Source organism: Azonexus hydrophilus DSM 23864 (genome assembly GCF_000429605.1).
Classification (GTDB): domain Bacteria; phylum Pseudomonadota; class Gammaproteobacteria; order Burkholderiales; family Rhodocyclaceae; genus Azonexus; species Azonexus hydrophilus.
The window spans coordinates 144542-169614 of record NZ_KE386926.1; the positions used below are offsets into that span (position 1 = coordinate 144542).

Annotated in this window: 27 protein-coding genes; 15 read left to right on the forward strand and 12 right to left on the reverse strand. The window is 64.0% G+C overall.

The features are described from left to right. Positions 1–3 precede the first annotated feature (3 nt). Positions 4–831 carry a nitrogen fixation protein NifM gene (gene nifM, locus G471_RS0115845; protein WP_028996191.1) on the forward strand — a complete coding sequence of 276 codons (828 nt, stop codon included), beginning with the start codon at positions 4–6 and terminating at the stop codon, positions 829–831. On the opposite strand, the gene G471_RS18520 is transcribed toward nifM, so the two are convergent. The 3 genes from G471_RS18520 to G471_RS0115860 form a co-directional block, all read right to left on the reverse strand. Further along, positions 797–2830, reverse strand: coding sequence for a sensor domain-containing diguanylate cyclase (locus tag G471_RS18520; RefSeq protein WP_028996192.1), 2034 nt, complete (start codon positions 2828–2830; stop codon positions 797–799). The two genes, nifM and G471_RS18520, sit on opposite strands and share 35 nt — an antisense overlap. A gap of 87 nt (positions 2831–2917) precedes the next feature. Further along, positions 2918–3613, reverse strand: a complete 696-nt coding sequence (locus tag G471_RS0115855; protein WP_028996193.1) for a cytochrome b/b6 domain-containing protein — start codon at positions 3611–3613, stop codon at positions 2918–2920. Between the two features lie 70 nt (positions 3614–3683). Then, on the reverse strand, positions 3684–4139 hold the full coding sequence (locus tag G471_RS0115860) for a c-type cytochrome (RefSeq protein ID WP_028996194.1): 456 nt from the start codon (positions 4137–4139) through the stop codon (positions 3684–3686). A gap of 246 nt (positions 4140–4385) precedes the next feature. On the opposite strand from G471_RS0115860, the gene G471_RS0115865 reads away from it, so the two are divergent. After that, a complete protein-coding gene (locus tag G471_RS0115865; protein ID WP_028996195.1) occupies positions 4386–4688 on the forward strand; it encodes a hypothetical protein in 303 nt (100 codons plus the stop codon). A 9-nt stretch (positions 4689–4697) separates the two neighbouring features. On the opposite strand, the gene G471_RS0115870 is transcribed toward G471_RS0115865, so the two are convergent. Continuing rightward, on the reverse strand, positions 4698–5015 hold the full coding sequence (locus tag G471_RS0115870) for a DUF2322 family protein (protein ID WP_028996196.1): 318 nt from the start codon (positions 5013–5015) through the stop codon (positions 4698–4700). 60 nt (positions 5016–5075) lie between these two features. Further along, positions 5076–6443 carry an adenylosuccinate lyase gene (purB, locus tag G471_RS0115875; RefSeq protein ID WP_028996197.1) on the reverse strand — a complete coding sequence of 456 codons (1368 nt, stop codon included), beginning with the start codon at positions 6441–6443 and terminating at the stop codon, positions 5076–5078. Positions 6444–6537: 94 nt separating this feature from the next. Here purB and G471_RS0115880 point away from each other — a divergent pair, with 94 nt between their 5' ends. Further along, a complete protein-coding gene (locus G471_RS0115880) occupies positions 6538–7146 on the forward strand; it encodes a glutathione S-transferase N-terminal domain-containing protein (RefSeq protein ID WP_028996198.1) in 609 nt (202 codons plus the stop codon). Positions 7147–7252: 106 nt separating this feature from the next. After that, positions 7253–7825, forward strand: coding sequence for an HD-GYP domain-containing protein (locus G471_RS0115885; protein ID WP_028996199.1), 573 nt, complete (start codon positions 7253–7255; stop codon positions 7823–7825). 6 nt (positions 7826–7831) lie between these two features. On the opposite strand, the gene mnmA is transcribed toward G471_RS0115885, so the two are convergent. Genes mnmA through G471_RS0115900 form a run of 3 tightly spaced genes read right to left on the reverse strand, consistent with a single transcriptional unit; the run spans position 7832 to position 9940 of the window. Further along, a complete protein-coding gene (mnmA, locus tag G471_RS0115890) occupies positions 7832–8929 on the reverse strand; it encodes a tRNA 2-thiouridine(34) synthase MnmA (protein ID WP_028996200.1) in 1098 nt (365 codons plus the stop codon). Further along, the gene (locus G471_RS0115895) at positions 8922–9470 is read right to left on the reverse strand and encodes a hypothetical protein (RefSeq protein WP_028996201.1); all 549 of its coding nucleotides are present in this window, start codon (positions 9468–9470) and stop codon (positions 8922–8924) included. Before G471_RS0115895 ends, mnmA begins: the two co-directional genes overlap by 8 nt. Then, a complete protein-coding gene (locus G471_RS0115900; RefSeq protein ID WP_424243835.1) occupies positions 9470–9940 on the reverse strand; it encodes an NUDIX hydrolase in 471 nt (156 codons plus the stop codon). Before G471_RS0115900 ends, G471_RS0115895 begins: the two co-directional genes overlap by 1 nt. Before the next feature lie 65 nt (positions 9941–10005). Here G471_RS0115900 and G471_RS0115905 point away from each other — a divergent pair, with 65 nt between their 5' ends. The 8 genes from G471_RS0115905 to G471_RS0115940 all read left to right on the forward strand — a co-directional run bounded on the left by G471_RS0115905 (position 10006) and on the right by G471_RS0115940 (position 16618). Beyond that, a complete protein-coding gene (locus tag G471_RS0115905; RefSeq protein ID WP_028996203.1) occupies positions 10006–10926 on the forward strand; it encodes a branched-chain amino acid transaminase in 921 nt (306 codons plus the stop codon). Between the two features lie 23 nt (positions 10927–10949). After that, positions 10950–11138 carry a zinc-finger domain-containing protein gene (locus G471_RS0115910; RefSeq protein ID WP_028996204.1) on the forward strand — a complete coding sequence of 63 codons (189 nt, stop codon included), beginning with the start codon at positions 10950–10952 and terminating at the stop codon, positions 11136–11138. Between the two features lie 36 nt (positions 11139–11174). Beyond that, positions 11175–12188, forward strand: a complete 1014-nt coding sequence (gene waaF / locus G471_RS0115915; RefSeq protein WP_028996205.1) for a lipopolysaccharide heptosyltransferase II — start codon at positions 11175–11177, stop codon at positions 12186–12188. Continuing rightward, positions 12185–12616, forward strand: coding sequence for a YybH family protein (locus G471_RS0115920; protein WP_028996206.1), 432 nt, complete (start codon positions 12185–12187; stop codon positions 12614–12616). The genes waaF and G471_RS0115920 overlap by 4 nt, the downstream gene beginning before the upstream one ends. Next, positions 12613–13581: a YheT family hydrolase gene (locus G471_RS0115925; protein WP_028996207.1), complete on the forward strand. Its 969-nt coding sequence runs from the start codon at positions 12613–12615 to the stop codon at positions 13579–13581. The genes G471_RS0115920 and G471_RS0115925 overlap by 4 nt, the downstream gene beginning before the upstream one ends. Positions 13582–13590: 9 nt before the next feature. Next, entirely contained in the window at positions 13591–14970 is a 1380-nt protein-coding gene (locus G471_RS0115930; RefSeq protein WP_028996208.1) for a phosphomannomutase/phosphoglucomutase, read from the forward strand. 9 nt (positions 14971–14979) lie between these two features. After that, the gene (locus tag G471_RS0115935) at positions 14980–16227 is read left to right on the forward strand and encodes an EAL and HDOD domain-containing protein (protein WP_028996209.1); all 1248 of its coding nucleotides are present in this window, start codon (positions 14980–14982) and stop codon (positions 16225–16227) included. Positions 16228–16321: 94 nt separating this feature from the next. Continuing rightward, entirely contained in the window at positions 16322–16618 is a 297-nt protein-coding gene (locus tag G471_RS0115940; RefSeq protein ID WP_028996210.1) for a hypothetical protein, read from the forward strand. A 4-nt stretch (positions 16619–16622) separates the two neighbouring features. Here the strand turns inward: G471_RS0115940 and G471_RS0115945 are convergent, their stop codons facing one another. The 4 genes from G471_RS0115945 to G471_RS0115960 all read right to left on the reverse strand — a co-directional run bounded on the left by G471_RS0115945 (position 16623) and on the right by G471_RS0115960 (position 21604). Next, complete coding sequence (locus G471_RS0115945; RefSeq protein ID WP_043421990.1) at positions 16623–16916, reverse strand: hypothetical protein; 294 nt, start codon at positions 16914–16916, stop codon at positions 16623–16625. Positions 16917–16921: 5 nt separating this feature from the next. Next, a complete protein-coding gene (alaS, locus tag G471_RS0115950) occupies positions 16922–19543 on the reverse strand; it encodes an alanine--tRNA ligase (protein WP_028996212.1) in 2622 nt (873 codons plus the stop codon). 70 nt (positions 19544–19613) lie between these two features. Continuing rightward, positions 19614–20336: a glycerophosphodiester phosphodiesterase gene (gene ugpQ / locus G471_RS0115955; RefSeq protein WP_028996213.1), complete on the reverse strand. Its 723-nt coding sequence runs from the start codon at positions 20334–20336 to the stop codon at positions 19614–19616. Further along, positions 20333–21604, reverse strand: coding sequence for an extracellular solute-binding protein (locus G471_RS0115960; protein WP_043421940.1), 1272 nt, complete (start codon positions 21602–21604; stop codon positions 20333–20335). The genes ugpQ and G471_RS0115960 overlap by 4 nt, the downstream gene beginning before the upstream one ends. Positions 21605–21699: 95 nt before the next feature. Here G471_RS0115960 and G471_RS0115965 point away from each other — a divergent pair, with 95 nt between their 5' ends. The 3 genes from G471_RS0115965 to G471_RS0115975 are packed head-to-tail and all read left to right on the forward strand — an operon-like array spanning position 21700 to position 25049. Next, on the forward strand, positions 21700–22110 hold the full coding sequence (locus G471_RS0115965) for a hypothetical protein (RefSeq protein ID WP_028996215.1): 411 nt from the start codon (positions 21700–21702) through the stop codon (positions 22108–22110). A gap of 40 nt (positions 22111–22150) precedes the next feature. Beyond that, on the forward strand, positions 22151–24694 hold the full coding sequence (locus G471_RS0115970; RefSeq protein WP_028996216.1) for an ATP-binding protein: 2544 nt from the start codon (positions 22151–22153) through the stop codon (positions 24692–24694). After that, positions 24687–25049, forward strand: a complete 363-nt coding sequence (locus G471_RS0115975; protein ID WP_028996217.1) for a response regulator — start codon at positions 24687–24689, stop codon at positions 25047–25049. The genes G471_RS0115970 and G471_RS0115975 overlap by 8 nt, the downstream gene beginning before the upstream one ends. Positions 25050–25073 lie beyond the last annotated feature (24 nt).

Here is a 25073-nt window from a genome sequence, read left to right on the forward strand (position 1 = left end):
GCCATGGAACACGCCTACCTCGAACTGAAGCTGTCCTGGGAACTCTTCCAGAAAGCACCCGAAACGCTGAGCCCGCCGGAGCGCAACCGACTCGGCGAAGTCGCTGCGAAGCAGGACAGCATTGAGCAACGCATCCTGTCCAGCGAACAGGCGCGCAATGTCATGGTGCCCGAACCGACCCTGCGCACCCGGATCGAGGAAATCCGCAAACGCTATCCGGACGAAGAAACCTTCCTCCAGGATCTCGCCCGCATCGGCCTGGACCGGCATTCGCTGGCCGCTTCGGTCGAACGCGACCTGCGGGTCGAGGCCATCCTCGACCGCGTGGTTTCGGCCGTGCCCGAAGTCAGCGAAGTCGATGCCGAAATCTACTACCGCCTGCACCCGGACGCCTTCGATCGCCCCGAGGCCCGTCGCCTGCGCCACATCCTGATCACCGTCGACACCCCGCAGGAAGCCGACCAGGCGCATCGCCTGCTCGACGGCCTGCGTGTCACCCACACGGCCCCCGAAAAGTTCGCCAAGGCGGCGCTACGCCACTCGCAGTGCCCGAGCGCGGTGGAAAAAGGTCTGCTCGGCGTGGTCCGCCGCAATCAGCTGTACCCGGAGCTCGAAAGCGCGGCATTTGCCCTGAGCGAAGGCGAAGTCAGTGAAGTGCTGGCCTCGGAAATGGGGCTGCACATCATCCGCTGCGACGAAATCCTGCCCAGCGGCATGATTCCCTTCGCCGAGGTGCGCGCCCGCATCATCGAACGGCTGACCGAAAAACGGCGTCAGGAAGCCCAGAAACAATGGGTCAAGCAACTGATGTCGGCTCGCCAACTGGCGTAAGGCTGTCCGGAAAGTCACTGTCGACGCGGTTGCGCCCGGCCGCCTTGGCCCGGTACAGCGCCCGGTCGGCGCGCAGCAGGGGCTGATCTGGCGAGTCGTCACCGGTAATCAGCAGGGTGGCACCGATGCTGACCGTGAACGGAATGCTACCGAACGAGGTCATCGCCGGCTCGTTCTCGATATTGCGCCGCAGGCGTTCGGCCGCCACCAGCGCATCCTCAGCACTGCTACCGGGCAGCAGGACGGCAAATTCCTCGCCGCCGACCCGCCCCGGCAGATCAACCCGCCGCAGCGAACGGCGCAGCACCTCGGCAAAGTGACGCAGTACCTCGTCGCCCGCCGCATGCCCCCAGGTGTCGTTGATCCGTTTGAACCAATCGAGATCGACCATCAACAGGGCCGAGGTGAACCCCGTCCGCTGCCAGCGGTGGATTTCAGCTTCAAGTTGCGCGATGAAATGCCGCCGGTTGGCCAGTCCGGTCAGGGTGTCGGTGCTGGCCAGCCAGGTCAGCGCCGCTTCCTTCTCCTTCAGCTCGCTGATGTCGTGGAAAACCACCACGGCGCCAGTACAGACACCGTTTTCCCGGATCGGCGACACCGTCATCTGCACCGGAAAGCTGCTGCCGTCGCGCCGGCGCAGGTTTTCTTCCAGTGTCCTCGCTTGTCCATCAGCCAGGGTCATGGCAATCGGACAGGCCGACTCGTCGTACGCCGAGCCATCGGGACGCAGGGCATGAATCAGACTGTGGAGATTGTTGCCGATCACTTCGTCCGGGGCGTAACCCAGCATTTTCTGGGCGGCGGGGTTGATGAAGGTCGCCACATGCCCGCGGTCGACACCGAAAATCCCCTCACCGGCCGCCATCAGCAGGACTTCGTTCTGATGCGACAGCTCCTTGACGCGCGCGGTCTGTTCAAGCAGTTGGCTGATCCATTCGCGGCGCGACAGATTGACCAGGAAAAGCACCAGCAACTGCGTCACCACATAGGCAAAAACCAGGTTGAAAAACGCCTTGTCCTTGAAATCGCCGCTGGCCTCAATCATCGCGCCGACATCCTGCCAGATCACCACCGAACCGATCGGCGGCCGGGCCGGGTCCTGCAGCCCCGGATAATCGCGCAGCGGGAAACGGATCAACTGGAAGCGGAGTCCTTGATGGTCCACCAGATCGTTGCGGAAAGTCCCGGCATACGCGGGCAGTGCCTTGTCGGCCATCCAGTCGGCCAGTTCACCGCGCGACGCCGCCAGCAGGTAACAGCAGGCACCGGGCTGCTCGGCAGGGGCCGGCGGACGGTAGTTTTCCCACATTGCCGAGGTCACGGAGGCGGGGTCGAGCAGCACACCAAAGCCGACGGCGGTACGTTCGCTCAGGCGCTCGATGTAACCATCGAAGGCCATGCCGACTTCCATGACGCCCAGCAAGGCTCGCGCATCGCCCGGACGAAGCTCGCTGTCGAAGATCGGCGCCGCCCCACGAATGCCGGCGTAGGCGCGCCCCGTCTCGAAACCGCTGGCCGCTGTCCGTTTGCGTTCGACATCGCGCAACAGCCAGCGCAACCCGGCCAGCGAATCGCCATGCTGGGTCGGCGCATGAAAGCGCAGGAAGGACAGGCTGCCCGGCAAGACGAACTGCATCTGGCGGATGCCCAGTTCCTTCTGCATGTAGGACCAGTGCTGGCGCAAATGCAGGTAAAGCTGGCGCCGCAGGAGATCGGCCTCCTCGCCGCCACTACCATTGCCCTCGCCTTCGACCGTGGCGCCGGCCGCCTTGAGCAGGCGGATGACTTCCGGATCGGCGGCGACCATGCCGGCCAGGGCCATCATCTGCTGTTCCAGTTCGCCCTGCGACAACTCGTAGGCCGTCTTCAAGCGCAGCGCCTCGCTTTCCAGGCTGGACTGCAGACGGGCATCCACCAGGCGCGCCCCGAACAGGGCGACGCCAGCGAAGATCGCCATCAGCAACAGACTGGCCAGCACAAGAATGGCGCGGTAGGACATGCCTCCCTCTCAGCGGATTGGTATTTTCCTCACTTAGATTATAGGCAAGGCATTTCTTGCCAATGTTGATATTTATTCCCCGAAAATTCACCAGGCCGGCGTCTCCACCGCAGCCGGTGGTGGCGGCGGTTCGGGCAACCACACACCACTGGCGGCAAACACGGCGGCCAGCGCGATCACCAGGGCCACCACGAGCGCCAGCGCGCCGCCGCCCCGGGCCGATTCGCCCTGGTCGACTTCCTTCCAGCCACGCACCATCGGCTTGACCAGATTGTCCTTCTTCACGTGCGCGTAGAACATGATCGCCGCCAGGTGCAGCACGACCAGCGCGATCAGCACATTGACCGAAAGATGGTGCCAGCCGGTGGCCAGGTTGCTCAAGTCGCGCCCGACCAGGTCGTACAGCGGGCCGACGAAGGCGATGTCGTCGTTGGCCACCAGGCCGGTCAGTAGCTGAAAGATCAGCACGCCAAGCAGGGCGAATACCGAAAAAGCGCCAAGCGGGTTGTGACCCGGTGCCTGCCAGCCGCCCTTGAGATAGGTGGCGATCTTGGCCGGTGTCGGGAAAAACTGGCAGAAACGCGCGTAGGTCGAGCCGACGATGCCCCAGACCAGGCGAAAAACGACCAGGCCAAGCACCAGCAGGCCGATCTTGCCATGCCAGTCGATGAGGTTGCCGCCGACCTTGCCGCTCACCACCAGACCAACGACGGCGACGACCAATAACCAGTGAAACAAGCGGGTGGGCAGATCCCAGACCAGTATTCTTTTTTTGCTGTTCATCCTGAAACTCCTTGTCGAATGAAAAGGGCGCCTCGCGGCGCCCCGTTTTGCTTCCTGTCAGGCAAGCAGCTTACTGCTTGGTGCGATAGTCGTCGTGACAGGACTTGCAGGTACCGCCCAGTTTGCCGAAGGCATCCTTGACCGCGCCGGCATTGCCGGTGGCGGCAACCTTGGCCAGCTCGTTGGCGGCTGCGTTGAAGTCGCCGGCGATCTTGCCGACCTTGGGACCATCGGTGAACAGCGCCGGCTGGACGCGGGTATCGACCCAGCCCTTGCCCTTGTCGCTGCCCGGAACGTAGAGCGCGCCCATGCCGGAATTGGCGATGGCCTGGATCACATTGGCCGCCTTGATCACGTCATCCTTGTTGTAGGTGCCGTCGATATTGGCCTTGATCCGGCTCATGCTCCAGCCCATCGTGGCATAGGCCGACTGACGCCACTTGATGGCATCCTCGACTTTGACCTGGGCATGTGCGGTGGTGACGGTCGCCGTAGCGATCAGTGCGAGCAGCAACTTGCTTTTCATCGTGTAATCTCCGTTGTGTTGAAGGAAAATGATTGATTTTGCGAACCACTCCGCCCCCGAAGTTCTCTGACGGATTATACGCAGCCAGCCCGGCGGCATGACAGCCCGCTCGCTGACCGATATTCACGAAACCAATGAATGAATTCGAACGATAAGCCAATGGCAAGCGCATGCCGGCACAAAGTTCGTTCTGGCGAAAGCGGTTCGCGCTAAGCTGGCGGTTCATGAATGCAACCGGAGTCTGGAATGAAACGCGACGCCAACTGCCCTCTTTGCGGCGCAAAAATCCCCCCTTCGGCCTGGCTCGATGCCTGCGACGAACTGGTCGATAGCGAGGGCGGCATTCTCGCCGCCCGTTGCCCGGCCTGCCAGGGACGCCTGGAGGTCCTGCCGCAAGCCGGCCGCCTGCAACTCGGCTTCCGCAACGGTGCGCGCTTCGAGAGCGCGCTGGATATCGACTATCCCGGGCTTGCCGTCACCCTGAGCGACGGCCGTTTGTGCCTGCGGGCCGACGGGCGGGAATGGACCTTTGTTGAAGACGCGGACTGAGGCGTCGCCTCAAACCGCGAATACGTGCTTGACCCGCAGCACCGGCGCCCCGGCTTCGATCTTCAGCAGACGGGCGATATTCGGGTGCTTGCCGGGGTTGGCGCGCTCGTCCTCGCTGTGTTCGGCAAAGATTTCAATGCCTTTTTTTGCCGCTTCGACATTGATCGAACCGTAGGTCTGGGCCAGATGGTTGTAGACGGCCAGCGAACCCTGGCTGCCGGCCTTGTTCTCGATCGTGGCGACGACATTGCCGTCGGCATCGAGCAAATTGAGGGCGGCCAGGTGGGAGATGCCGGGTAATTTCTTCAGGTTTTCGGAAAAGGACATTTTTTTCTCCATGAAAAAGGCCGATCCGCAAAGCGAATCGGCCTGTCGGGGTCGTTGCTATCAGATACGCTTGGCCAGTTCGGCGGCCTTGCCGGTGTAGTCCCACGGCGTCAGCTTGAGCAGTTCGGCCTTGGCGGCTTCCGGAATGTCCAGCGTGGACACGAAGGCCTGCATGCCGTCGCGCGACACGCGGGTGCCGCGGGTCAGTTCCTTGAGCTTTTCGTAGGCGTTCGGCACGGCGTAGCGGCGCATCACCGTCTGGATCGGCTCGGCGAGCAGCTCCCAGTTGGCGTCGAGGTCGGCCTTCATCAGGTCGGCATTGATTTCCAGCTTGCCCAGGCCCTTCAACAGCGAATCGTAGCCGAGCAGCGTGTAGCCGAGGCCGACGCCCATGTTGCGGAGCACCGTCGAATCGGTCAGGTCGCGCTGCCAGCGCGAGATCGGCAGCTTTTCGGCGAGGTGCTTGAGGACGGCATTGGCCAGGCCGAGGTTGCCTTCGGAGTTCTCGAAGTCGATCGGATTGACCTTGTGCGGCATCGTCGACGAGCCGATTTCGCCGGCCTTGACCTTCTGCTTGAAGAAACCGAGCGAGATGTAGCCCCAGACGTCGCGGTCGAGGTCGACCAGAATGCTGTTGGCGCGGGCAAAGGCGTCGAACAGCTCGGCCAGCGCGTCGTGCGGCTCGATCTGGATGGTATAGGGGTTGAAGGTCAGGCCGAGCGACTCAACGAAGCGCTTGGCAAAGCCTTCCCAGTCGTAGCCCGGGTAGGCGGCCAGGTGGGCGTTGTAGTTGCCGACGGCACCGTTGATCTTGCCGAGCAGTTCGACGCCGGCGATACGGACGCGGGCGCGTTGCAGGCGGTAAGCGACGTTGGCCATTTCCTTGCCCATCGTCGACGGCGTCGCCGGCTGGCCGTGGGTGCGGCTCATCATCGGGATGTCGGCGTAGGCGTGGGCCAGTTCGCGCAGCTTCTCGATGACCTTGTCCAGCGTCGGCAGCATGGCCTGTTCGCGGGCGCCCTGACACATCAGCGCGTGCGACAGGTTGTTGATGTCTTCGGAAGTGCAGGCGAAGTGGATGAACTCGCTGACCTTGACCACTTCGGCGTTGCCCTTGGTCTTGTCCTTGATCCAGTATTCGAGCGCCTTGACGTCATGGTTGGTGGTGGCTTCAATGGCCTTGACCTCGGCTGCCTGCACCGGGCCGAAATTGGCGACCAGCGCATCCAGTTCGGCGATGGTCGCCGGCGAGAAAGCGGCGATTTCGGTGAAATGCGCTTCAGCGGCGAGCGCCTTCAGCCACTCGATCTCGACCTTGAGGCGGGCACGGATCAGGCCGAACTCGGAGAAATGTTCGCGCAGGGCGTCGACCTTGCCGGCGTAGCGGCCGTCGAGCGGGGAAATGGCGGTCAGGGGATTGAAGTCCATAAATACATCCTTTTCGGTGAGGGCGTGATTTTACCCGCCCGACCACACCCAGCGCCATACGCTATAATTGCACTCCCCAATCCAAGAGCATGCGATGAAGCTGATCGGCACCCATACCAGCCCCTACGTCCGCAAAGTCCGGATCGTCCTGGCTGAAAAAAAGATGGAATACGATTTCGTGATCGATTCGCCCCGTCAGGCCGGTAGCACCGTACCCGACATCAATCCGCTGGGCCGCATTCCGGCCCTGCTGCTTGACGACGACACCCCGCTGTTCGACTCGCGGGTCATCGTCGAGCACATCGACAACATCACCCCGAACAACAAGCTGCTGCCGGCGCCGAACCGCGAGCGCACCGAGGTCAAACGCTGGGAAGCCGTCGCCGACGGCCTCAACGACGCGGCCGTCAGTGCGGTCATGGAAGGCCTGCGCCCGAAGAAGGAACAGAGTGCCGACTGGATCGCCCGCCAGCGCGACGTGATCACGCGGACGCTGCGCTTCATGGAAACGCATCTGGGCGAAAAGAACTTCTGCATGGGCACCCATTTCTCGCTGGCCGACATCGCTGTCGGTGCCTCACTCGGCTACCTGTGCCTGCGCTTCCCCGACATCGCCTGGCAGGAAAGCCACCCCAACCTGGCCCGCCTGTACGACAAGTTGATGCAGCGCCAGTCGTTCATCGACACCGTGCCGCAGACCTGACCCGGTCAAAAACACCTTACCAGGGCGCCGCAACGGCGCCTTTTTTATTCTGAACCCGGCAGCATCTGCAGGGTCAATGAAGCACTCCCCCTTTTAGATCACGCCCATGCACCGGATTTTCAACTCACTCTGCACCGCACTCAACGAGCGCGATGGTGACACCCACGACCACTGCAGCCGGGTCGTTGCACTGGCCCAGGAACTCGGCCGGCACATCGAGCTCGACAGCAATGAACTCGCCCTGCTCAGCCTCGGCGCCGGCCTGCACGACATCGGCAAGATCGGCATCCCCGACCGCGTGCTGCACAAGCCCGGCCGCTTTGCCGAAGACGAACTGGAGACCATGCGCCGCCACCCGCTGATCGGCGAAAGGATCGTTCGAGCCATCGCCGATCAACGCGCTGACCGGCTTGCTGAAATCGTCCGTCACCACCACGAGAACTTCGACGGCACGGGTTATCCGGACGGCCTGCGCGGCACCGCGATTCCGCTATTCGCCCGCATCGTCTCGCTGACCGACAACTACGACGCGATGGCGGCGCCGCGCCCCTACCATCCGGGACGCACGCATCACGAAATCATCGACCTGATGTCCGGGCCGGACGCCGAAAAATTCGACCCCGACCTCCTGCACGCCTTCCGCCACGTCATCGAACACTCGCCGATGCGCGCTGCCTGACGGCGACTAGCGGATCACCCCACCGCCCAGGCAAACCCGGCTTTCGTAAACCACCACCGACTGACCCGGCGTGAGCGCCCACTGCGGTTCGGCGAAGCGGATCGTGCAGGTTTCGCCATCGACCGCCTCGACATGGCAGGGCTGATCGCTGGTCCGGTAACGCGGCTTGGCGGTGTAAACCCAGTGGGTGTGCGGCGCCCGTCCGGACACCCAGCTCAACTGCTCGGCCAGCAGATCGTCGCGCAGCAGTGCCGGGTGATCGTGCCCCTGGACGACGTAGAGCACGTTCTTCTCCATGTCCTTGCCGGCGACGAACCAGGCGTCGTGATCGCCACCGCCGGGCTGGCCCTTCTCCTTCAAACCGCCGATGTGCAGGCCTTTGCGCTGGCCGATGGTGTGGTACATCAGACCGTCGTGGCTACCGAGCACCTTGCCGTCGTCGAGACGGCGGATTTCGCCCTGTTTGGGCGGCAGGTAGCGACTCAGGAAGTCCTTGAACGGCCGCTCGCCGATGAAGCAGATGCCGGTCGAGTCCTTCTTGGTGGCGACGTGCAGGCCTTCGCTTTCGGCGATCTTGCGCACTTCACGCTTGTACAGGTCGGCCAGCGGGAACAGCGTCTTCGACAACTGCGCCTGGTTCAGCCGGTAGAGGAAATAGCTCTGGTCCTTGGTCCCGTCCTCGGCCTTGAGCAACTGGTATTCGCCGTTGAACTCGCGCACACCGGCGTAGTGACCGGTGGCGATCTTCTCGGCGCCCAGTTGCATGGCGTGGTCAAGGAAGGCCTTGAACTTGATTTCCGAGTTGCACAGGATATCCGGATTTGGGGTTCGCCCGGCCTGGTATTCGCGCAGGAACTCGGCAAACACGCGGTCGCGGTATTCGGCGGCGAAATTGACCACCTCGACATCGATACCGATGACGTCGGCGACGCTCATCACGTCGACCAGGTCCTGGCGCGTCGAGCAGTATTCGTCGTTGTCGTCGTCTTCCCAGTTCTTCATGAACAGGCCGATCACCTTCCAGCCCTGGCGCTTCAACAGCAGCGCTGCGACCGACGAATCGACGCCGCCGGACAATCCCACTACCACGGTTCCCTTAGACATCGGGCCCAGCCCCTTTCTTCCATTCGTCCAGCGGCAGAATCACCGCCGGCTCTCCGTTGTTCACAAACCAGCTATCGACGACGTAACGCTCGCCGTCGCTCGCTTCGATGACCGCCGACCAGTGGTTGGCGATCAGCCCCAGAAAATATCGCGCCTGCGGTTCCAGCACACGATGCCAGCGCAACCATTTGCGCTCGCCCAGCAGATGCAGCAGCCGCGTGGTCGAGGTCGAGTGGTCGATGCAATCCATCCGGCCCACCCCATCACCATCCGAAAAATTCCCCGCACGGTCGCTGGCGATCGCCGACTGCTCACCGCCCCATCGATACAGCCGTCCTACGACCTCGGCCAGGGCATCGCGTTCCCCCGGCGCATCAGCGGCAGCAAGCAGCAAGCGCCGGATTTCGTCCAGCTGTGCCGCCGAGTACACGATCTCCGCCTGGGCGACACAACTGTAACCGTGGCACACCGACACCCGCGCTTCGCCGGCCGCCGCCACCGGCAGCGCAAAAAAGGCCAGCAGCGCGAACAGCCGACGCATCAGTCGTAATGCACCAGCAGATCGAGCGGATAGCGTTTACCGGCCAACCAGTCCTCGCAACAGCGCAGGATCAGCGGGCTGCGATGGCGCGCCTGCGTGGCCCGGACTTCGTCGAGGGTCAGCCAGCGGGCGCCGACGATACCGTCGTCGAGCCGGCGACCGGCATCGTAGCCGCGCAATTCGCCGGTAAAGGCAAAACGCAGGTAGGTGACATCCTTGGCCGGATGCCGCCAGTTATAGACGCCAACCAGATGCGTCGGCTTGAAGTGGTAGGCGGTTTCCTCGATCGTTTCGCGGATCACCGCATCGACCAGCGCTTCGCCTTGTTCGAGGTGACCGGCCGGCTGATTGAAGGCCAGCCCGGTTTCGGTTTCCTCCTCGACCAGCAGGAATTTCCCGTCGCGGAAAATCACGGCGGCGACAGTCACGTTCGGCTTCCAGATCATCGGTGGCATCTTGTGCAAAAGCATTATTTTAACCGCTGATTTCGGCTAAAATCGTCTGCTTTCAAGAGAGCATCACGGAGATTCCCACCATGTCCATGTCGGATCGCGACGGTTTCATTTGGCAGGATGGCAAGCTTGTGCCCTGGCGCGAAGCGACCACCCACGTCCTCACCCACTCCCTGCACTACGGCATGGGCGTTTTCGAGGGCGTCCGCGCCTACAAGACCGAATCCGGCACCGCGATCTTCCGGCTCAAGGAACATACCGAGCGCCTGTTCCGCTCGGCGCACATCTTCCAGATGCAGATGCCGTACTCGCAGGAAGAACTGAACGAGGCGCAGAAGGAAGTCATCCGCGCCAACAAGCTCGAATCCGGCTACCTGCGTCCGCTCGCCTTCTACGGCTCGGAAAAGATGGGCGTTTCGCCCAAGGGCGCCAAGGTGCACGTGATCATCGCCGCCTGGCCGTGGGGTGCCTACCTCGGTGAGGAAGGCCTGCAGCGCGGCATCCGCATCAAGACCTCGTCCTACACCCGTCACCATGTGAACATCACCATGGTCCGCGCCAAGGCCTCGGGTAACTACATGAACTCGATCCTGGCCAACAACGAGGCCACCGCCGACGGCTACGACGAAGCCCTGCTGCTCGATCCGGAAGGCTATGCCTGCGAAGGCGCCGGCGAGAACCTGTTCATCGTCAAGAACGGCAAGCTGTACACGCCGGACCTGACCGCCTGCCTGGAAGGCATCACCCGCGCCACGGTCATGCAACTGGCCGGCGAACTGGGCATCGAAGTCGTCGAGAAGCGCATCACCCGCGACGAAGTCTATTGCGCCGACGAGGCTTTCTTCACCGGCACCGCCGCCGAAGTGACGCCGATCCGCGAACTCGACAACCGCCAGATCGGCCCCGGCCACCGCGGCCCGATCACCAAGGCACTGCAGGAAAAGTACTTCGACGTGGTCTATGGCCGCTCGGCCGCCCACGCCGACTGGCTGGCCCACGTCTGATCGCTATCCTCAGGGAGAGAACGATGTCCGATAACAAGACCATCGAAGTCACCGCAGCCGACCTGCCGCTGCACTGCCCGCAGCCGGGCTCGGCGCTGTGGAGCCAGCATCCGCGCGTCTTCCTCGACGTGCTGAAGACCGGCGAAGTCGTCTGCCCCTACTGCAGCACGAAGTATGTCTTCACCGGTGAGGCGCCCAAGGGCCATCACTGACACAGGGACGGCGGGCACAACACCCGCCGTTTTCACATGAAGAAAGCCCTCATCGTCGCCCCCTCGTGGATCGGCGACACGATCATGGCGCAGCCGCTGTTCGCGCGGCTGGTCGAGCGCCATCCCGGCCTGCAGATCGACGCCCTGGCACCGCGCTGGGTGGCGCCGGTGCTGCGCCGCATGGACGAGATCGCCGACCTCGTCGACAGTCCTTTCGGCCACGGCCAGCTCTCGCTCAAGGCACGCTGGCGGCTGGCCCGCGAACTGGCGGCGCGCGATTACGACGCCGTCTGGGTCCTGCCCAACTCGCTGAAGTCGGCGCTGGTCCCGTTTCTCGCCGGCATCCCGCAACGCATCGGTTTCACCGGCGAGTCGCGCTACGGCCTGATCAACGTCCGCCACACGCTCGACAAGGCGGCCCTGCCGCTGATGCTCGAACGCTTCATGCAACTGGCCGAGACGCCCGGTGCCGCGCTGCAGCGGCCGCTCGCCCATCCGCGCCTGCGCTCGACCGGCGCCGACCAGGCACGTACGCTCGGCGAACTCGGCATTGAACGCCCGGCCCGGGTCGTCGCCTTCTGTCCCGGCGCCGAGTACGGCCCGGCCAAACGCTGGCCGGCCGCGCACTTCGCCGAACTGGCGCGGACACTCGCCGGGCGCGGCTACGCCGTGTGGCTGTTCGGCTCGCCCAAGGATCACGCGGTCGCCGAGGAAATCGCCACGCTGGCCCCCGGCTGCTGCCGCAACCTCTGTGGCACAACGACCCTCGACCAGGCGGTCGACCTGCTCGCCCTGAGCGATTTCGTCGTCTGCAACGATTCCGGCTTGATGCATGTCGCCGCTGCCGTCGACCGGCCCATCGTCGCCCTCTACGGCTCGTCGTCGCCCGGTTTCACGCCGCCGCTGTCCGACCGGGCCGACATCCTCAGCCTGAAACTCGACTGCAGCCCCTGCTTCAAGCGCGACTGCCCGCTCGGCCACCTCGATTGCCTGAACCGGCTCTACCCCGCGCAAGTCGCCGCCGCCTGCGAGAAATGGATACCCGCATGAGCCAGCCGATCACTTTCGCCTCGCCCGACGACCTGGAAATCGCCTTTTACGACGCCCTCACCGGCGGCGATGCCGACCTGTTGATGCACTACTGGTGCGAGGACGACGAAACCCTGTGCGTGCATCCGACCGGGGTGCGCCTGACCGGCATCGTGCCGATCCGCGAAAGCTGGCGCAGCATCTTTGCCAACGCCCGCCTGCGTATCCAGCCCGAGCGCATCGCCCACTGGCAGGGCACGGTGATGGCGGTACATCACCTGACCGAAATCCTGTTCGTCGGGGACGATCCCTCGCCGCACGGGCCGCTGCACGTCACCCACGTCTATGTCCGGGGCGCCCACGGCTGGCGCCTGGCCAGCCGCCACGCCTCGGCCGCCGACGACGGCCACCAGGCGATGGCCGACGCCATGCCGCACACCCTGCATTGAGCGCTCAACCGCCCGCCTATCACGCGCCGTCCTGGCTGCCGGGCGGCCACCTGCAGACGCTGTGGCCGCTGCTGATCAAGCCGCGCCCGCTGCCGCTGCGCCGGGAACGCTGGCCGACGCCGGACGGCGATTTCATCGACGTCGATTTTCTCGATGCGCCGGACGACGCACCGACGCTGGTGCTTTTCCACGGTCTCGAAGGCAGTTCGCGCAGCCACTACGCGATCTCGACCGCGCACGCCTGCCGGGCCGCCGGCTGGCGCCTGATGCTGCCGCATTTCCGCGGCTGCTCGGGCGAACTCAATCGGCAGCCACGTGCCTACCATTCCGGCGACAGCGACGAGATCGACTGGATCCTTCGTCGCATCCAGGCCGGGCAAGGTGGCCGGCGACTGCACGCGGCCGGCGTCTCGCTCGGCGGCAACGCGTTGCTCAAGTGGGCCGGCGAACGCGGCACAGCCGCCGCCGAGGTGGTGACCGGCGTCGCCGCGATGTGCGCGCCGCTCGACCTCGCCGCCTGCGGCCACCACCTGGCGCGCGGTTTCAACCGCGTCTATACCCGGCACTTCCTGAACACTTTGAAAGCCATCTCGGCCGAGCGCCTGCGCCGCTTCCCCGGCATTTTCGACGAAGCCCGCATGCGCCGCGCCGCCAACCTGTGGCAGTTCGACGACGCCGTCACCGGCCCGGTGCACGGCTTTGCCGGCGCCGACGATTACTGGCGGCGCTGTTCGGCCAAGCCCTTCCTGAAATCGATTGCCGTCCCGGCACTCGCGGTCAATCCGAAGAACGACCCGTTTCTGCCCGCCCGCTTCTTGCCCGGCGCCGCCGAAGTGGCCGCCTGCGTCCGCCTTGAACAACCGGCCAGCGGCGGTCACGTCGGTTTTGTCGGCGGCAGTTTTCCCGGACGGCTGGACTGGCTCCCGCAAAGGCTCTTACACTTCTTCCTTTTCGAAACGTCATAAGCGCCCATCATGAACCAAGCTCTCCCCGCAGAAATCTTCAAGGCCTACGACATTCGTGGGATCGTCAACAAATCGCTGACCGCCGATGTCGTCCGCCAGGTCGGCCAGGCGCTCGGCACGCTGGCACTCGAACAGGGCCAGACGGCGATCGCCGTCGGTCGCGACGGCCGCCTGTCGGGACCAGAACTGGCTGGTGCGCTGATGGACGGCATCATGGCAGCCGGCTGTGACGCCATCGACGTCGGCTGCGTGCCCACCCCGCTGACCTACTTCGCCGCCTATGAGCTCGGTTGCAACTCCTGCGTCTCGGTCACCGGCAGCCACAACCCGCCCGACTACAACGGCCTGAAGATGGTGATCGCCGGCACCACGCTGGCACTCGACGCGATCCAGGACCTGAAGCGGCGCATCGAGGCCGGCCAGGTACGCAACGGCCAGGGCAGCAAGCGCAGCGCCGATGTCGTTGCCGCCTACATCGACAAGATCGTCGGCGACGTCAAACTGGCACGGCCGCTGAAGATCGTCATGGATTGCGGTAACGGGGTGGCCGGCGCGGTCGCACCGGAACTGTTCAAGCGCCTGGGTTGCGAGATCGTGCCGTTGTATTGCGAGGTTGACGGCAACTTCCCCAACCACCACCCGGACCCGTCCAAGCCGGAAAACCTGGCCGACGTGGTCCAGGCGCTCAAGGATACCGACGCCGAAATCGGCATCGCCTTCGACGGCGACGGCGACCGTCTCGGCGTCGTCACCAAGGACGGCGAAATCATCTACCCGGACCGCCAGCTGATGCTGTTCGCTGCCGACGTGCTGTCGCGCGTGCCGGGCGGGACCATCATCTACGACGTCAAATGCACGCGCCTGCTGGCCCCGTGGATCAAGCAGCACGGCGGCACGCCGCTGATGTGGAACACCGGCCACGCGCTGGTCAAGGCCAAGCTCAAGGAAACCGGCGCCCCACTGGCCGGCGAGATGTCCGGCCACACCTTCTTCAAGGAACGCTGGTACGGTTTCGACGACGGTTTGTACACCGGCGCCCGCCTGCTAGAAATCCTGAGCCGCTCGGCCGACGTCAATGCCCCGCTGAAGGCGCTGCCGAATTCGCCATCGACCCCGGAACTGAACATCAAGATGGCCGAAGGCGAACCCTTCGTCCTGATCGACAAGCTCAAGGCCGAAGGCCGCTTCGACGGTGCTGAAGAGATCATCACCATCGACGGCGTACGCGTAGAATACAAGGATGGTTTCGGCCTGGCCCGGCCGTCGAACACGACGCCGGTGGTCGTGCTGCGCTTCGAAGCGGACAACGCCGAAGCACTGGCGCGCATCCAGGCCGGCTTCCGGCAGGCGCTGAACGCCGTCTGGCCGGGGATACAACTGCCGTTCTAAGGAGATTTCGTGAGCGACGCCGCCGATCAGCTTTTTCTCGGACGCCAACCCATCCTTGACCGCGACCAGCGGCTCCACGCTTACGAACTGCTCTTCCGCAACGGCAGCGGCAATGCCGCCGACGTCACCGACGGCGTCGCGGCAACCGCCACGGTCATTGCCAATGTCTTCACCGAACTCGGCGTCGAAGCGGCGCTCGGCAACTGCCGGGGCTTCATCAACGTCGACGAGGAATTCCTGTTCAGCGACATGCTGGAACTGCTGCCCCGCCAGTCGGTGGTGCTGGAAATCCTTGAAACCGTTCCGCCCAGCGAAGCCGTCGTCGACCGCTGCCGGATGTTGAAGGCCGCCGGCTTCACGCTGGCGCTCGACGACGTCATCCAGCTCGCCCCGGAATACGCCGAACTGCTCTCGCTGGTGGAAATCGTCAAGGTCGACATCCAGCCGCTCAGCCGCGTCGAACTGATGCAACTGGCGATGAAACTGAAGCCGAGCGGCAAAGTCCTGCTCGCCGAAAAGGTCGACTCCCGGGAACAGATGGAACAATGCATGAAGCTCGGCTTCTCGCTGTTCCAGGGCTATTACTTCGCCAAGCCGACCATCATCGCCGGCCGCAAGCTCGACCATTCCCAGCTTTCGCTGATGAAGCTGATGGGCCTGCTGCTCTCGGACGCCGATACCGGCGCGATTGAACAGGCGCTGAAACCCGAACCCGGCCTGACCATGAACCTGCTGCGCATGACCAATTCGGTCGGCAGCGGCACTACCGAAACGATCACTTCGCTGGGCCACGCCATCGCCGTGCTCGGCCGGCGCCAGTTGCAGCGCTGGCTGCAACTCCTGCTGTTCGCTTCCGGCAGCCAGAACGGCACCGCCAGCCCCTTGCTGCAACTGGCGGCAACCCGCGGCCGCCTGATGGAGCTGCTGGCCGCCGAAGTCGAACCGGCCAACCCGGCTTTCGCCGACAAGGCCTTCATGGTCGGCATCATGTCGCTGATGCCGGTGCTGGTCGGCCAGCCGATCCGCGAGATCGTGGCCCCGCTCGGCCTCGGCGATGATGTCAAAGGCGCGCTGTGCGACGACACCGGCCCACTGGCCGACCTGCTCAGCCTGACCGAATGCAGCGAGAGCGGCGACCTGTCGCGTCTGGCCAGCTGCTTTGCCCGCCTGCCGGCGATCGGCCCCAAGGCCCTCAACCGGGCACAGACCGGCGCCCTGCAATGGGCCAACAGCCTGACCCAGGAAAAATCCGCTTGAGGCTACGGTTACACAAGCAGCGACAAGACAATACAAACGCCGCCAGGATGCTGCGGCACAATGTCAGCCTGTTTCCCCAACCCTGTCAGCCACAATGAATCGCTTTCACGCCCGCAGCAACTTCGTCCGCCCACCGCAAACCCTGCTTGGGCGCATCGTTGCCTTCACCCTGACCGGCGTGCTGATCGTACTGGCGCTGATGTTCTCGCTAGTAGCACTGGCGGTGGCCGCTGTCGGCGGTTTGCTCTTCGCCGGCTGGTTCTGGTGGAAGACCCGCGCCCTGCGCAAGGCCATGCGCGAAGCCGCGCCGATGCCGGGCCAGGCCGGCGGCGGCGACTTCATCGACGGGGAATGCGTCCGGGAAACCCCCGACGACCGTTTGCTGCGCTGAGCGCTCAGCGCATCTTCGGATTCAGCGAACCGCGGTTGTAATCCTTGTCACCGGGCATCACGTAGCGGCCGATACCGCCGATCACGATCCCCTGAGACTCGATTGGGCGAGTCTTGTTTTCCGGATATTCGGCAGCCACTTTCTGAGCTTCCGCCGCCTTGGCCTGATCGACATATTCCCAGCGACCGTTCGGGAACAAGCGTACCGACTGGCCATCGGCCGTCACCGCCGTCAGTGGCGTACGATCCAGTTCCGTCGCCAGGGCCGGCCCAGCGGCAAGCAAGGCCATCATCAGCATTTTTTTCACAGTTTTCCCTCCACCCAGGACTTGACCGAAGCCAGCGCCGCCGGCAGGTTTTCCGGCTGGGTGCCGCCGGCCTGCGCCATGTCCGGACGCCCGCCACCCTTGCCGCCGACCTGCTGGGCAACCATATTGACCAGCTCGCCGGCCTTGACCTTGCCGGTCAGGTCGGCGGTGACGCCGGCGATCAGCGTCACTTTGCCATCGGCCACCGAAGCCAGCAGGATCGCCGCCGACTTCAGTTTGTCCTTGAGCTTGTCCATGGTCTCGCGCAGGGTCGCCACGTCGGCACCTTCCAGCGTTGCCGCCAGGACTTTCGCGCCCTTGACCTCGACCGCGCCGGCGGCCAGATCATCGCCCTGCGAGGCAGCCAGTTTGGACTTCAGACGGGCCAGTTCCTTTTCCAGCGAACGGACGTTGTCGAGCATGCCGGCGATGCGCTCGGCGATGTCGTCCGGCTGCGTCTTGAGCAGTGCCGAGATGCCAGCGACGCGGGTTGCCTGCTCCTGGACGTAGGCCAGTGCATTGGTGCCGGTGACCGCTTCGACGCGGCGCACGCCGGCAGCAACGCCAGCTTCGGAGACGATCTTGAACAGGCCGATGTCGCCGCTGCGAGTGACGTGGGTGCCACCGCACAGTTCCTTGGAGGAACCGATGGCGACGACGCGCACTTCGTCACCGTACTTTTCACCAAAGAGCATCATCGCGCCGGATTTCTGCGCGTCTTCGAGCCCCATCACCCGGCTATCGGTGGCGGCGTTGGCGAGTATCTCGGCATTGACGATTTCCTCGACCTCACGGATTTCCTCGGCGCTCATCGGTGAATTGTGGGCGAAGTCGAAACGGGTCTTGTCCGGATCGACCTGCGAGCCCTTCTGCTGGACGTGGGCGCCGAGCACTTCGCGCAGCGCCTTGTGCATCAGGTGGGTGACCGAGTGGTTGCGGGCAGTGGCGGCGCGGGCGACGGCATCGACGCGGGCGCCGACCTCCTGGCCGACGGCCAGCTTGCCGGTCTTGAGGATGCCGTGGTGGCCGAACACCGCGGCCTGAATCTTCAGCGTATCTTCGACCGCGAAGATGCCGCCGACACCCTTGAGTTCGCCACGGTCGCCGCACTGGCCGCCGGATTCGGCGTAGAACGGAGTGTGGTCAAGGACGACGACACCGAGATCGCCTTCGTGCAGCTCATCGACCGCCGCGCCATCCTTGTACAGCGCCAGCACCTTGCCCTTGGCGTCGAGCGATTCGTAGCCGTGGAAAGTCGTTTCCGTACCGGCGTATTCCAGATTGGTAGCCATCTTGAACTTGCCTGCAGCACGCGCCTGCTCCTTCTGGCGGGCCATGGCCGCGTCAAAGGCGGCGCCGTCGACGGTCACGTTGCGCTCGCGGCAGATGTCGGCGGTCAAGTCGAGCGGGAAGCCGTAGGTATCGTGCAGCTTGAAGGCGGTTTCGCCGTTGAACACCGTGACGCCCTTATCGGCCATCGCCGCCAGTTCGCCTTCGAGGATTTCCATGCCGTTCTCGATGGTCGCAAAGAAGCGATCTTCTTCCTGCTTCAGCGTGGCGACGATCTTGGCCTGATTTTCCTTGAGCTCCGGATAGGCTTCGCCCATCTCGCCGACCAGGTCGGGGACGATGCGATGGAAGAAGGTGGCGCGGGCGCCGAGCTTGTAGCCATGGCGGATGGCACGGCGGATGATGCGGCGCAGCACGTAGCCACGGCCTTCGTTGCCCGGAATGACGCCGTCGGCAATCAGGAAGGAACAGGCGCGAATGTGGTCGGCGAGCACCTTGAGCGACGGCGAATTCATGTCGGCATCGCTGGTTTCGCGAGCGGCAGCGGCGATCAGTGCCTGGAACAGGTCGATCTCGTAGTTGGCATGCACGCCCTGGAGCACGGCGGAGATGCGTTCGAGGCCCATGCCGGTGTCAACCGACGGCTTGGGCAGCGGGTGCATGACGCCCTGCTCGTCGCGGTTGAACTGCATGAAGACGTTGTTCCAGATTTCGATGAAACGGTCGCCATCTTCTTCCGGCGATCCCGGGGGGCCGCCCCAGTGCTTCTCACCGTGGTCGTAGAAGATTTCGGTGCACGGGCCGCAAGGGCCGGTATCACCCATCATCCAGAAGTTGTCGGAGGCGTAGCGGGCGCCCTTGTTGTCGCCGATGCGCACGATTTTCTCGGCCGGCACGCCGACTTCCTTGTGCCAGATGTCGTAGGCCTCGTCGTCCTCGGCATACACCGTGACCATCAGCTTGTCTTTCGGCAGGCCATAGACCTCGGTGAGCAGTTCCCAGGCGTACTTGATCGCGTCGCGCTTGAAGTAGTCGCCGAAGCTGAAGTTGCCGAGCATCTCGAAGAAGGTGTGGTGACGGGCGGTGTAGCCGACGTTTTCGAGGTCGTTGTGCTTGCCGCCGGCGCGCACGCATTTCTGCGAGGTCGTCGCCCGGTTGTAGGGGCGCTTGTCGAAACCGAGGAAGACGTCCTTGAACTGATTCATGCCGGCGTTGGTGAACAGCAGCGTCGGATCGTCGTGCGGCACCAGCGAGCTGGACGAGACGATCTGGTGGCCCTTGGCGGCAAAGAAGTCGAGGAATTTCTGGCGGATTTCGGCGCTTTTCATGAACGATCTGCCCCTTGGGCTCGAAGAATACGGAACCCGTGATTTTAAAAGAAAAAATGCCGATCCGCGCTCAGGCGGCAGCGTCTGCCGCAAAAAGATCGAGGCGGTCGGTAAACAGGCTGTTCACGCCCCAGGCCAGCAGACGCTCCGCCTGTACCGCGTCGTTGACCGTATAACAACACAGCAGCAGACCCTGCTGGCGAACCGCTGCCGCCTGTTCCGGGCTCAGTTGGGTCGCGTCGCAATGAACGGAAACGGCCCCGAGCTGGCGAACCACCGCCGGCCAATCGCCGGGCAAGGTTTCGAACAGCACCCCCCGCGGCAGTTCCGGCGCGAGATCGCGACAGATTTCCAGGGCTTCCAGCGAGAACGAGGACAACAGCGGCGGCAGCGAGTCGCCGCCCCACAAAGTTTGCGCTTGGCGGACGACGACTTCGGCAGTCTGCCGCGCCAGCCCCTGCGCCGGCTTGATTTCGACATTGGCGCGCAGGCCTAGTTGCCGGCAAAGCAGCGCCGCCTCGCTCAGGCTCGGCACCCGTTCGCCGGCGCCGGCGTCGAGCGCTGCGAGTTCCCGGTCGCCGGTCCGGCAGACCGCGCCGCGGCCGTTGGTGGTGCGCTCCAGGGTTTCGTCGTGAATCAGGAAAGGCGAGGCATCGGCGCTCAGCATCACGTCGAACTCGACCGCCCGGAATCCCATCCGGGCCGCCAGACGGATGCCGGCCAGCGTATTCTCGGGCGCCAGCGCGCCGCCGCCCCGGTGGGCAATCCAGCGGGGCAGGCGCAGGGAATTCAGAAGGGCTGCACCTTTTTCAGCGCGGGGCGTGCGCCGAGTACCGAATTGCCACGGCTGACCGCCGTGTCGAGCGCGGCCTTGGCCGGCTTCTCGTCGGCCCAGACGGCGCTCAGCTCTTCGTCGGCGATGATGCGCGCGCCATCGACATTGCTGACCCGCAGCGACGGCGTCTCGGCCTTGCCCTGCAGCGAGGCATAGGCTGCGTCGAGCGCCTGCTTGCCATCCTGCAGCAGGCGGCTGAGCGAAGCCAGACGCGCCGCTTCGGTCATCGGCAAGCCACCGTGGTTGCGCACCAGTTCGATCTGGATTTCCGGCGACAGCAGGAAGGAAACAAAACGCGCCGCCTGACGATATTCAGCCGCCGGCTTGCCGGCACCGACCCACAGCGACGGACCGTCGGCCAGCGCCGGACGACGACCGCCATAGACATCGTCGTGATACGGCAGCGGCGCAACGCCGAGTTCGACACCGCGCGCATCCTGGAAGTCGGCGTGCTCGCGGGAATCGGTGGTGATCATCGCGCACTGGCCGTCGCGGAACCGCTGGCTGGCTTCATTGCCGTGACCGAACTGGCGGAAATAGCGGGCCTTGCTCCAGGTCGCCATCATCGCCACATGCTTGACCTGCGGCAGCGCGTTGAAACGCAGCCCGCCCTTGGCGTCGGTGGCCGGCACGCCGGAAACGGCGCTGACATTGTCGATATGCACCCAGACCGGCCACGACGAGGTGTACGGGCAGTCATAGCCGGCCGATTGCAGCTTGTCGAGATAGCCCTGCATTTCGAACCAGGTCTTCGGCGCCACGTCGGGATTCAGCCCGGCTTTGCGGAAGGCGTTCTTGTTGTAGAACAGCACCGGCGTCGAATAGAGCACCGGCAGGGCCACCAGGCGGCCCCGAGCGTCGGTGACACCCGGCTTGAGCACTTCCGACAAGCTCAGCGACAGCGGGACACCCGCCCGGCTCATCATCGAGTGCAGCGGCACAAAATCCTTGGGCTGGCTGAGCACATCGCTCATCTGATAGCGGCTGAGCAGGTTCAGCGTCGCCGGCTTGTCGCCTTTCTCGATCCGGACCAGACGAATCGAATTACCGGTTTCCTTGCGATAGCGCTCGATGATCTCAGCCAGACGGGCTTCATTGGCAGCATCGAGGTTATGCGCCAACGTCGGCTCGACGGCCGGCGCCTTGGCCGGTGTTTTGGCAGCATGACCGGGCCCGGCCAGCACCAGGGAAGAAACAATCAACAAGGAACGAACGACACGCAGCATGTGCAACACCCGGCAAAAAACGTCGGCGAATTATAACGCCTTGTCAGCTTGCCAGATTTCGACAGATTGGTGACAGATATGCGAGAATCCCCCGCATGATCAAGCACGCCCTCATTCTCAGCCTGACCGCAATGGTGCTGACCGGTTGCGACCAGGTGACCGCCAAGCTCGGCATCGAGAACCCGGCCCTCAAGGAAGCCAAGGTCGACGCCGAAGGCAAGGCCGTCGGCAGCGCCTGCCGCCATTCCGGGCGGGCCATCGAGGATTGTTACGCAATCTACAGCTGGCTACCCAAGGCCAGCGTATATAGCGGCTGGCGCGAGATGGACGAGTACATGCGGGAGAACCAGCTGGAAACCATCGCCCCGCAACTCCCGCCACCGGAACCGCCCGGCGTGAAACGGCGGCGGCCCGCCGCCGCAGCGGAAGCCGAAACTGCCAACACCACCGCTGCACCGGCCGCGCCGACAGAAACAGCACCACCTGCCGCGACAGAAAACAAGTAAGCTCAGCCTGACCGTTACTGCGCCTACCGAGACATTCCACATGAAGAACCGGCTGCCAAAATTTCTGCACGGAATCCGCGGCAAGCTGATCGCCATCTTCGTCCTGATCAAGGTCGTGCCACTGGTCCTGCTGGCCTGGTTTGCCTGGTACACGGCGCAAGGCCTGGGCGACGCGGTATCGCAGAAGGCGGCCGACATGGCCGACACCTCGCTGCAGACCATCCAGGACATCGGCAAGACAGTCACCGAGGATTCGATCAAGGCACTCGACGAGCGCTCACGCGACGCCATCGAGACCCTGACCACCGACGCGGCCCGCAACATCGCCCGCTTCCTCTACGCCCGCGATGCCGACATCCTGCAGGCGGCCGACAGCGATCTCAGCGAAGCCGCTTTCCGCCGCTTCCTGGCGCAACGCAAGCGTACCCTCTACCGGCACGGCCCCTGGCGGCTGGCGCCCGACACCAAAACCTGGGAGCCGGTCGAAGCCGTCAGCCTTGAAGCCAAACGGACGCGCCCCATCCTGCCGGACAATGCCCGCGACTTCCACCTGCGCCCACCGGAATATCTGGGCGAACCCGAAGTCACGCCGCTGTTCGTCGAAATGACTTACATCGACCTGGCCGGCAACGAAAAGATCAAGATCACTCAGGGCGACCTGACCGACAAGGCATTGAAGAATGTCAGCGACCGTCGCAACACCTTTGTCCGCGCCGAAAACTACTTTGCCGAACTGAAAAGCCTCAAGCCCGGGGAAATCTACGTATCCGACGTCATCGGCGCCTACGTCCGCACCGACCTGATCGGTCCCTACATCCCCGAGCGCCTGGAAAAGATCGGGCTGCCCTTTTCCCCGGAAAAGGCTGCCTACGCCGGCACGGAAAACCCCGTCGGCAAGCGTTTCCGCGGCATCGTCCGCTGGGCCACACCGGTCGTGCGCAACGGCCAGGTCACCGGCTACGTCACGCTGGCACTCGATCACGACCACATCCGCCAGTTCACCGACCGGCTGATGCCGACCGCCGAGCGCTACACACCGATCATCGACGCGATCAAGGGCAATTACGCCTTCATCTGGGACCATAAGAGCCGCTCAATCTCGCATCCGCGCGATTACATGATCGTCGGCTACGACCCGGAGACCGGCCACCCGGTCACCCCGTGGCTGGACACCGAGCTGTACGCCGAATGGCAGGCCAGCGGCAAACCCTCGCACGAATTCCTGGCCGACATTCCCCCCTTCCGCGACCAGCGCCTGACCCGCAAGCCGGCGCCCGAGCAGATCAAGGCCGGCACCCTCGGCCTGGACTGCCGCTACCTCAATTTCTCGCCCCAATGCGACGGCTGGAATGCACTGACCGAACACGGCGGCTCCGGCTCCTTCGTGATCTTCTTCTCCGGCCTGTGGAAACTGACCACGGCGGCCGCGATTCCCTATTACACCGGCCAGTACGGCAAGACACCGCAAGGATTCGGCTTCGTCACCATCGGCGCGAATGTGGACGATTTCCACAAGGCCGCCACCGACACGGCCGAGAAGATCAATACCCTGGTCGGCGAAAAGGACCGTCAGTTCAAGGCCCAGCGCAGCGACCTGCTGGAAGGCATCGAACAGAGCCTGACCACCACCGCAATCGGTCTCTGGGGATCGACCGTGGCCATGGTCGTCGTGGTCATCTTCATCGCCATCTGGATGGCCAATCTGCTGACTGCCCGGATCACCTCGATGATCGACGGCATCCGTGCCTTCCGCGACGGCGACCTGCGTCGCCGCCTGGACGACTCTGCCAAGGACGAAATGGGCGAACTGGCGCATTCCTTCAACGCCATGGCCGACTCCGTCGAAGAGTCGTTCAAGCGCCTCGAAGAAGCCCGCGAGAAAGCCGAACAGGCGAGCCGCGCCAAGTCGGCCTTCCTGGCGACCGTCTCGCACGAATTGCGGACGCCACTGAACGGCATTCTGGGTTTCGCCGACCTGCTGCGCAGCGACCTGCAATCGCCGGAACATCTCGAATACGCGAAAATCATCCATCAGAGCGGCGAACACCTACTCACCCTGGTCAGCGAAATCCTCGACCTGGCCAAGATCGAAGCCGGCGAGATGCAATTCCAGCAGAACGAGGTTCCCCTGCACGGCTTCCTGGAAAATGCACTGGCCGTGCATCGCAGCAGCGCGGAAGCCAAGGGGCTGACGATCTCGCTGCACCTTGCCGCCGACCTGCCCGATTACCTGAAAACCGACGCCACCCGCCTGCGCCAGATCATCAACAACCTGCTCAGCAACGCCGTCAAATTCACCCAGCAGGGCAGCATCGTCCTTGGCGCCCGCGACGAGAAGGAATGGATCGCCATTTACGTGCGCGACACCGGCCCGGGCATTGCCCGCGAGGATCAGGAAGTGATCTTCGAGAAATTCAAGCAGCTGGAAAACTTCCTCACCCGCGAACACGGCGGCACCGGCCTGGGGCTGGCGCTGGTCCGGCAACTCGTCACCCACATGGGCGGCCAGGTCAGCGTCGAATCCGAGCCCGGCCAGGGAGCGACCTTTACCGTATTGATGCCGAAGAAAGCGCAGGATGAGTGAACACCTGGCCCTGATCGTCGACGATCACCCGACCAACCGCCTGATTGCCACCACCCTGCTGCGCAAGATGGGCTGGCAGACACACGAGGCCGACAGCGGCGAAGCCGCGCTCGAACTCGCCGCCCGCCATGACTTCCGGCTGGTCCTGCTCGACATCAGCATGCCCGGACTGAGCGGCGAGGAAACCTGCGAACGCCTGCGCCAACAGTACGCTGGACGCAACATCCGGATCATCGCCTACACGGCGCACGCCTTTCCCGAAGAGCGCGCCAGCTTCCTGGCCGTCGGCTTCGACGACATCCTGGTCAAACCGATCAACCGCGAGCAATTGCAGGCGCTGGCACAGATTCCCTGAGCCGCTGGCTGGCCTTGTGCAAAC

What these genes read in the sequence shown, in the direction of transcription:
- alaS (WP_028996212.1), bottom strand. Translation starts at nt 19,543, where the DNA reads ATGAAAAGCGCCGAAATCCGCCAGAAATTCCTCGACTTCTTTGCCGCC.
- G471_RS0115880 (WP_028996198.1), top strand. Translation starts at nt 6,538, where the DNA reads ATGAAGCTGATCGGCACCCATACCAGCCCCTACGTCCGCAAAGTCCGG.
- purB (WP_028996197.1), bottom strand. Translation starts at nt 6,443, where the DNA reads ATGGACTTCAATCCCCTGACCGCCATTTCCCCGCTCGACGGCCGCTAC.
- G471_RS0115970 (WP_028996216.1), top strand. Translation starts at nt 22,151, where the DNA reads ATGAAGAACCGGCTGCCAAAATTTCTGCACGGAATCCGCGGCAAGCTG.
- G471_RS0115905 (WP_028996203.1), top strand. Translation starts at nt 10,006, where the DNA reads ATGTCCATGTCGGATCGCGACGGTTTCATTTGGCAGGATGGCAAGCTT.
- G471_RS0115900 (WP_424243835.1), bottom strand. Translation starts at nt 9,940, where the DNA reads ATGCTTTTGCACAAGATGCCACCGATGATCTGGAAGCCGAACGTGACT.
- mnmA (WP_028996200.1), bottom strand. Translation starts at nt 8,929, where the DNA reads ATGTCTAAGGGAACCGTGGTAGTGGGATTGTCCGGCGGCGTCGATTCG.
- G471_RS0115940 (WP_028996210.1), top strand. Translation starts at nt 16,322, where the DNA reads ATGAATCGCTTTCACGCCCGCAGCAACTTCGTCCGCCCACCGCAAACC.
- G471_RS0115885 (WP_028996199.1), top strand. Translation starts at nt 7,253, where the DNA reads ATGCACCGGATTTTCAACTCACTCTGCACCGCACTCAACGAGCGCGAT.
- G471_RS0115920 (WP_028996206.1), top strand. Translation starts at nt 12,185, where the DNA reads ATGAGCCAGCCGATCACTTTCGCCTCGCCCGACGACCTGGAAATCGCC.
- G471_RS0115960 (WP_043421940.1), bottom strand. Translation starts at nt 21,604, where the DNA reads ATGCTGCGTGTCGTTCGTTCCTTGTTGATTGTTTCTTCCCTGGTGCTG.
- G471_RS0115910 (WP_028996204.1), top strand. Translation starts at nt 10,950, where the DNA reads ATGTCCGATAACAAGACCATCGAAGTCACCGCAGCCGACCTGCCGCTG.
- G471_RS0115930 (WP_028996208.1), top strand. Translation starts at nt 13,591, where the DNA reads ATGAACCAAGCTCTCCCCGCAGAAATCTTCAAGGCCTACGACATTCGT.
- G471_RS18520 (WP_028996192.1), bottom strand. Translation starts at nt 2,830, where the DNA reads ATGTCCTACCGCGCCATTCTTGTGCTGGCCAGTCTGTTGCTGATGGCG.
- G471_RS0115945 (WP_043421990.1), bottom strand. Translation starts at nt 16,916, where the DNA reads ATGCTGATGATGGCCTTGCTTGCCGCTGGGCCGGCCCTGGCGACGGAA.
- G471_RS0115975 (WP_028996217.1), top strand. Translation starts at nt 24,687, where the DNA reads ATGAGTGAACACCTGGCCCTGATCGTCGACGATCACCCGACCAACCGC.
- G471_RS0115895 (WP_028996201.1), bottom strand. Translation starts at nt 9,470, where the DNA reads ATGCGTCGGCTGTTCGCGCTGCTGGCCTTTTTTGCGCTGCCGGTGGCG.
- G471_RS0115870 (WP_028996196.1), bottom strand. Translation starts at nt 5,015, where the DNA reads ATGTCCTTTTCCGAAAACCTGAAGAAATTACCCGGCATCTCCCACCTG.
- nifM (WP_028996191.1), top strand. Translation starts at nt 4, where the DNA reads ATGGAACACGCCTACCTCGAACTGAAGCTGTCCTGGGAACTCTTCCAG.
- G471_RS0115855 (WP_028996193.1), bottom strand. Translation starts at nt 3,613, where the DNA reads ATGAACAGCAAAAAAAGAATACTGGTCTGGGATCTGCCCACCCGCTTG.
- waaF (WP_028996205.1), top strand. Translation starts at nt 11,175, where the DNA reads ATGAAGAAAGCCCTCATCGTCGCCCCCTCGTGGATCGGCGACACGATC.
- G471_RS0115865 (WP_028996195.1), top strand. Translation starts at nt 4,386, where the DNA reads ATGAAACGCGACGCCAACTGCCCTCTTTGCGGCGCAAAAATCCCCCCT.
- G471_RS0115965 (WP_028996215.1), top strand. Translation starts at nt 21,700, where the DNA reads ATGATCAAGCACGCCCTCATTCTCAGCCTGACCGCAATGGTGCTGACC.
- G471_RS0115860 (WP_028996194.1), bottom strand. Translation starts at nt 4,139, where the DNA reads ATGAAAAGCAAGTTGCTGCTCGCACTGATCGCTACGGCGACCGTCACC.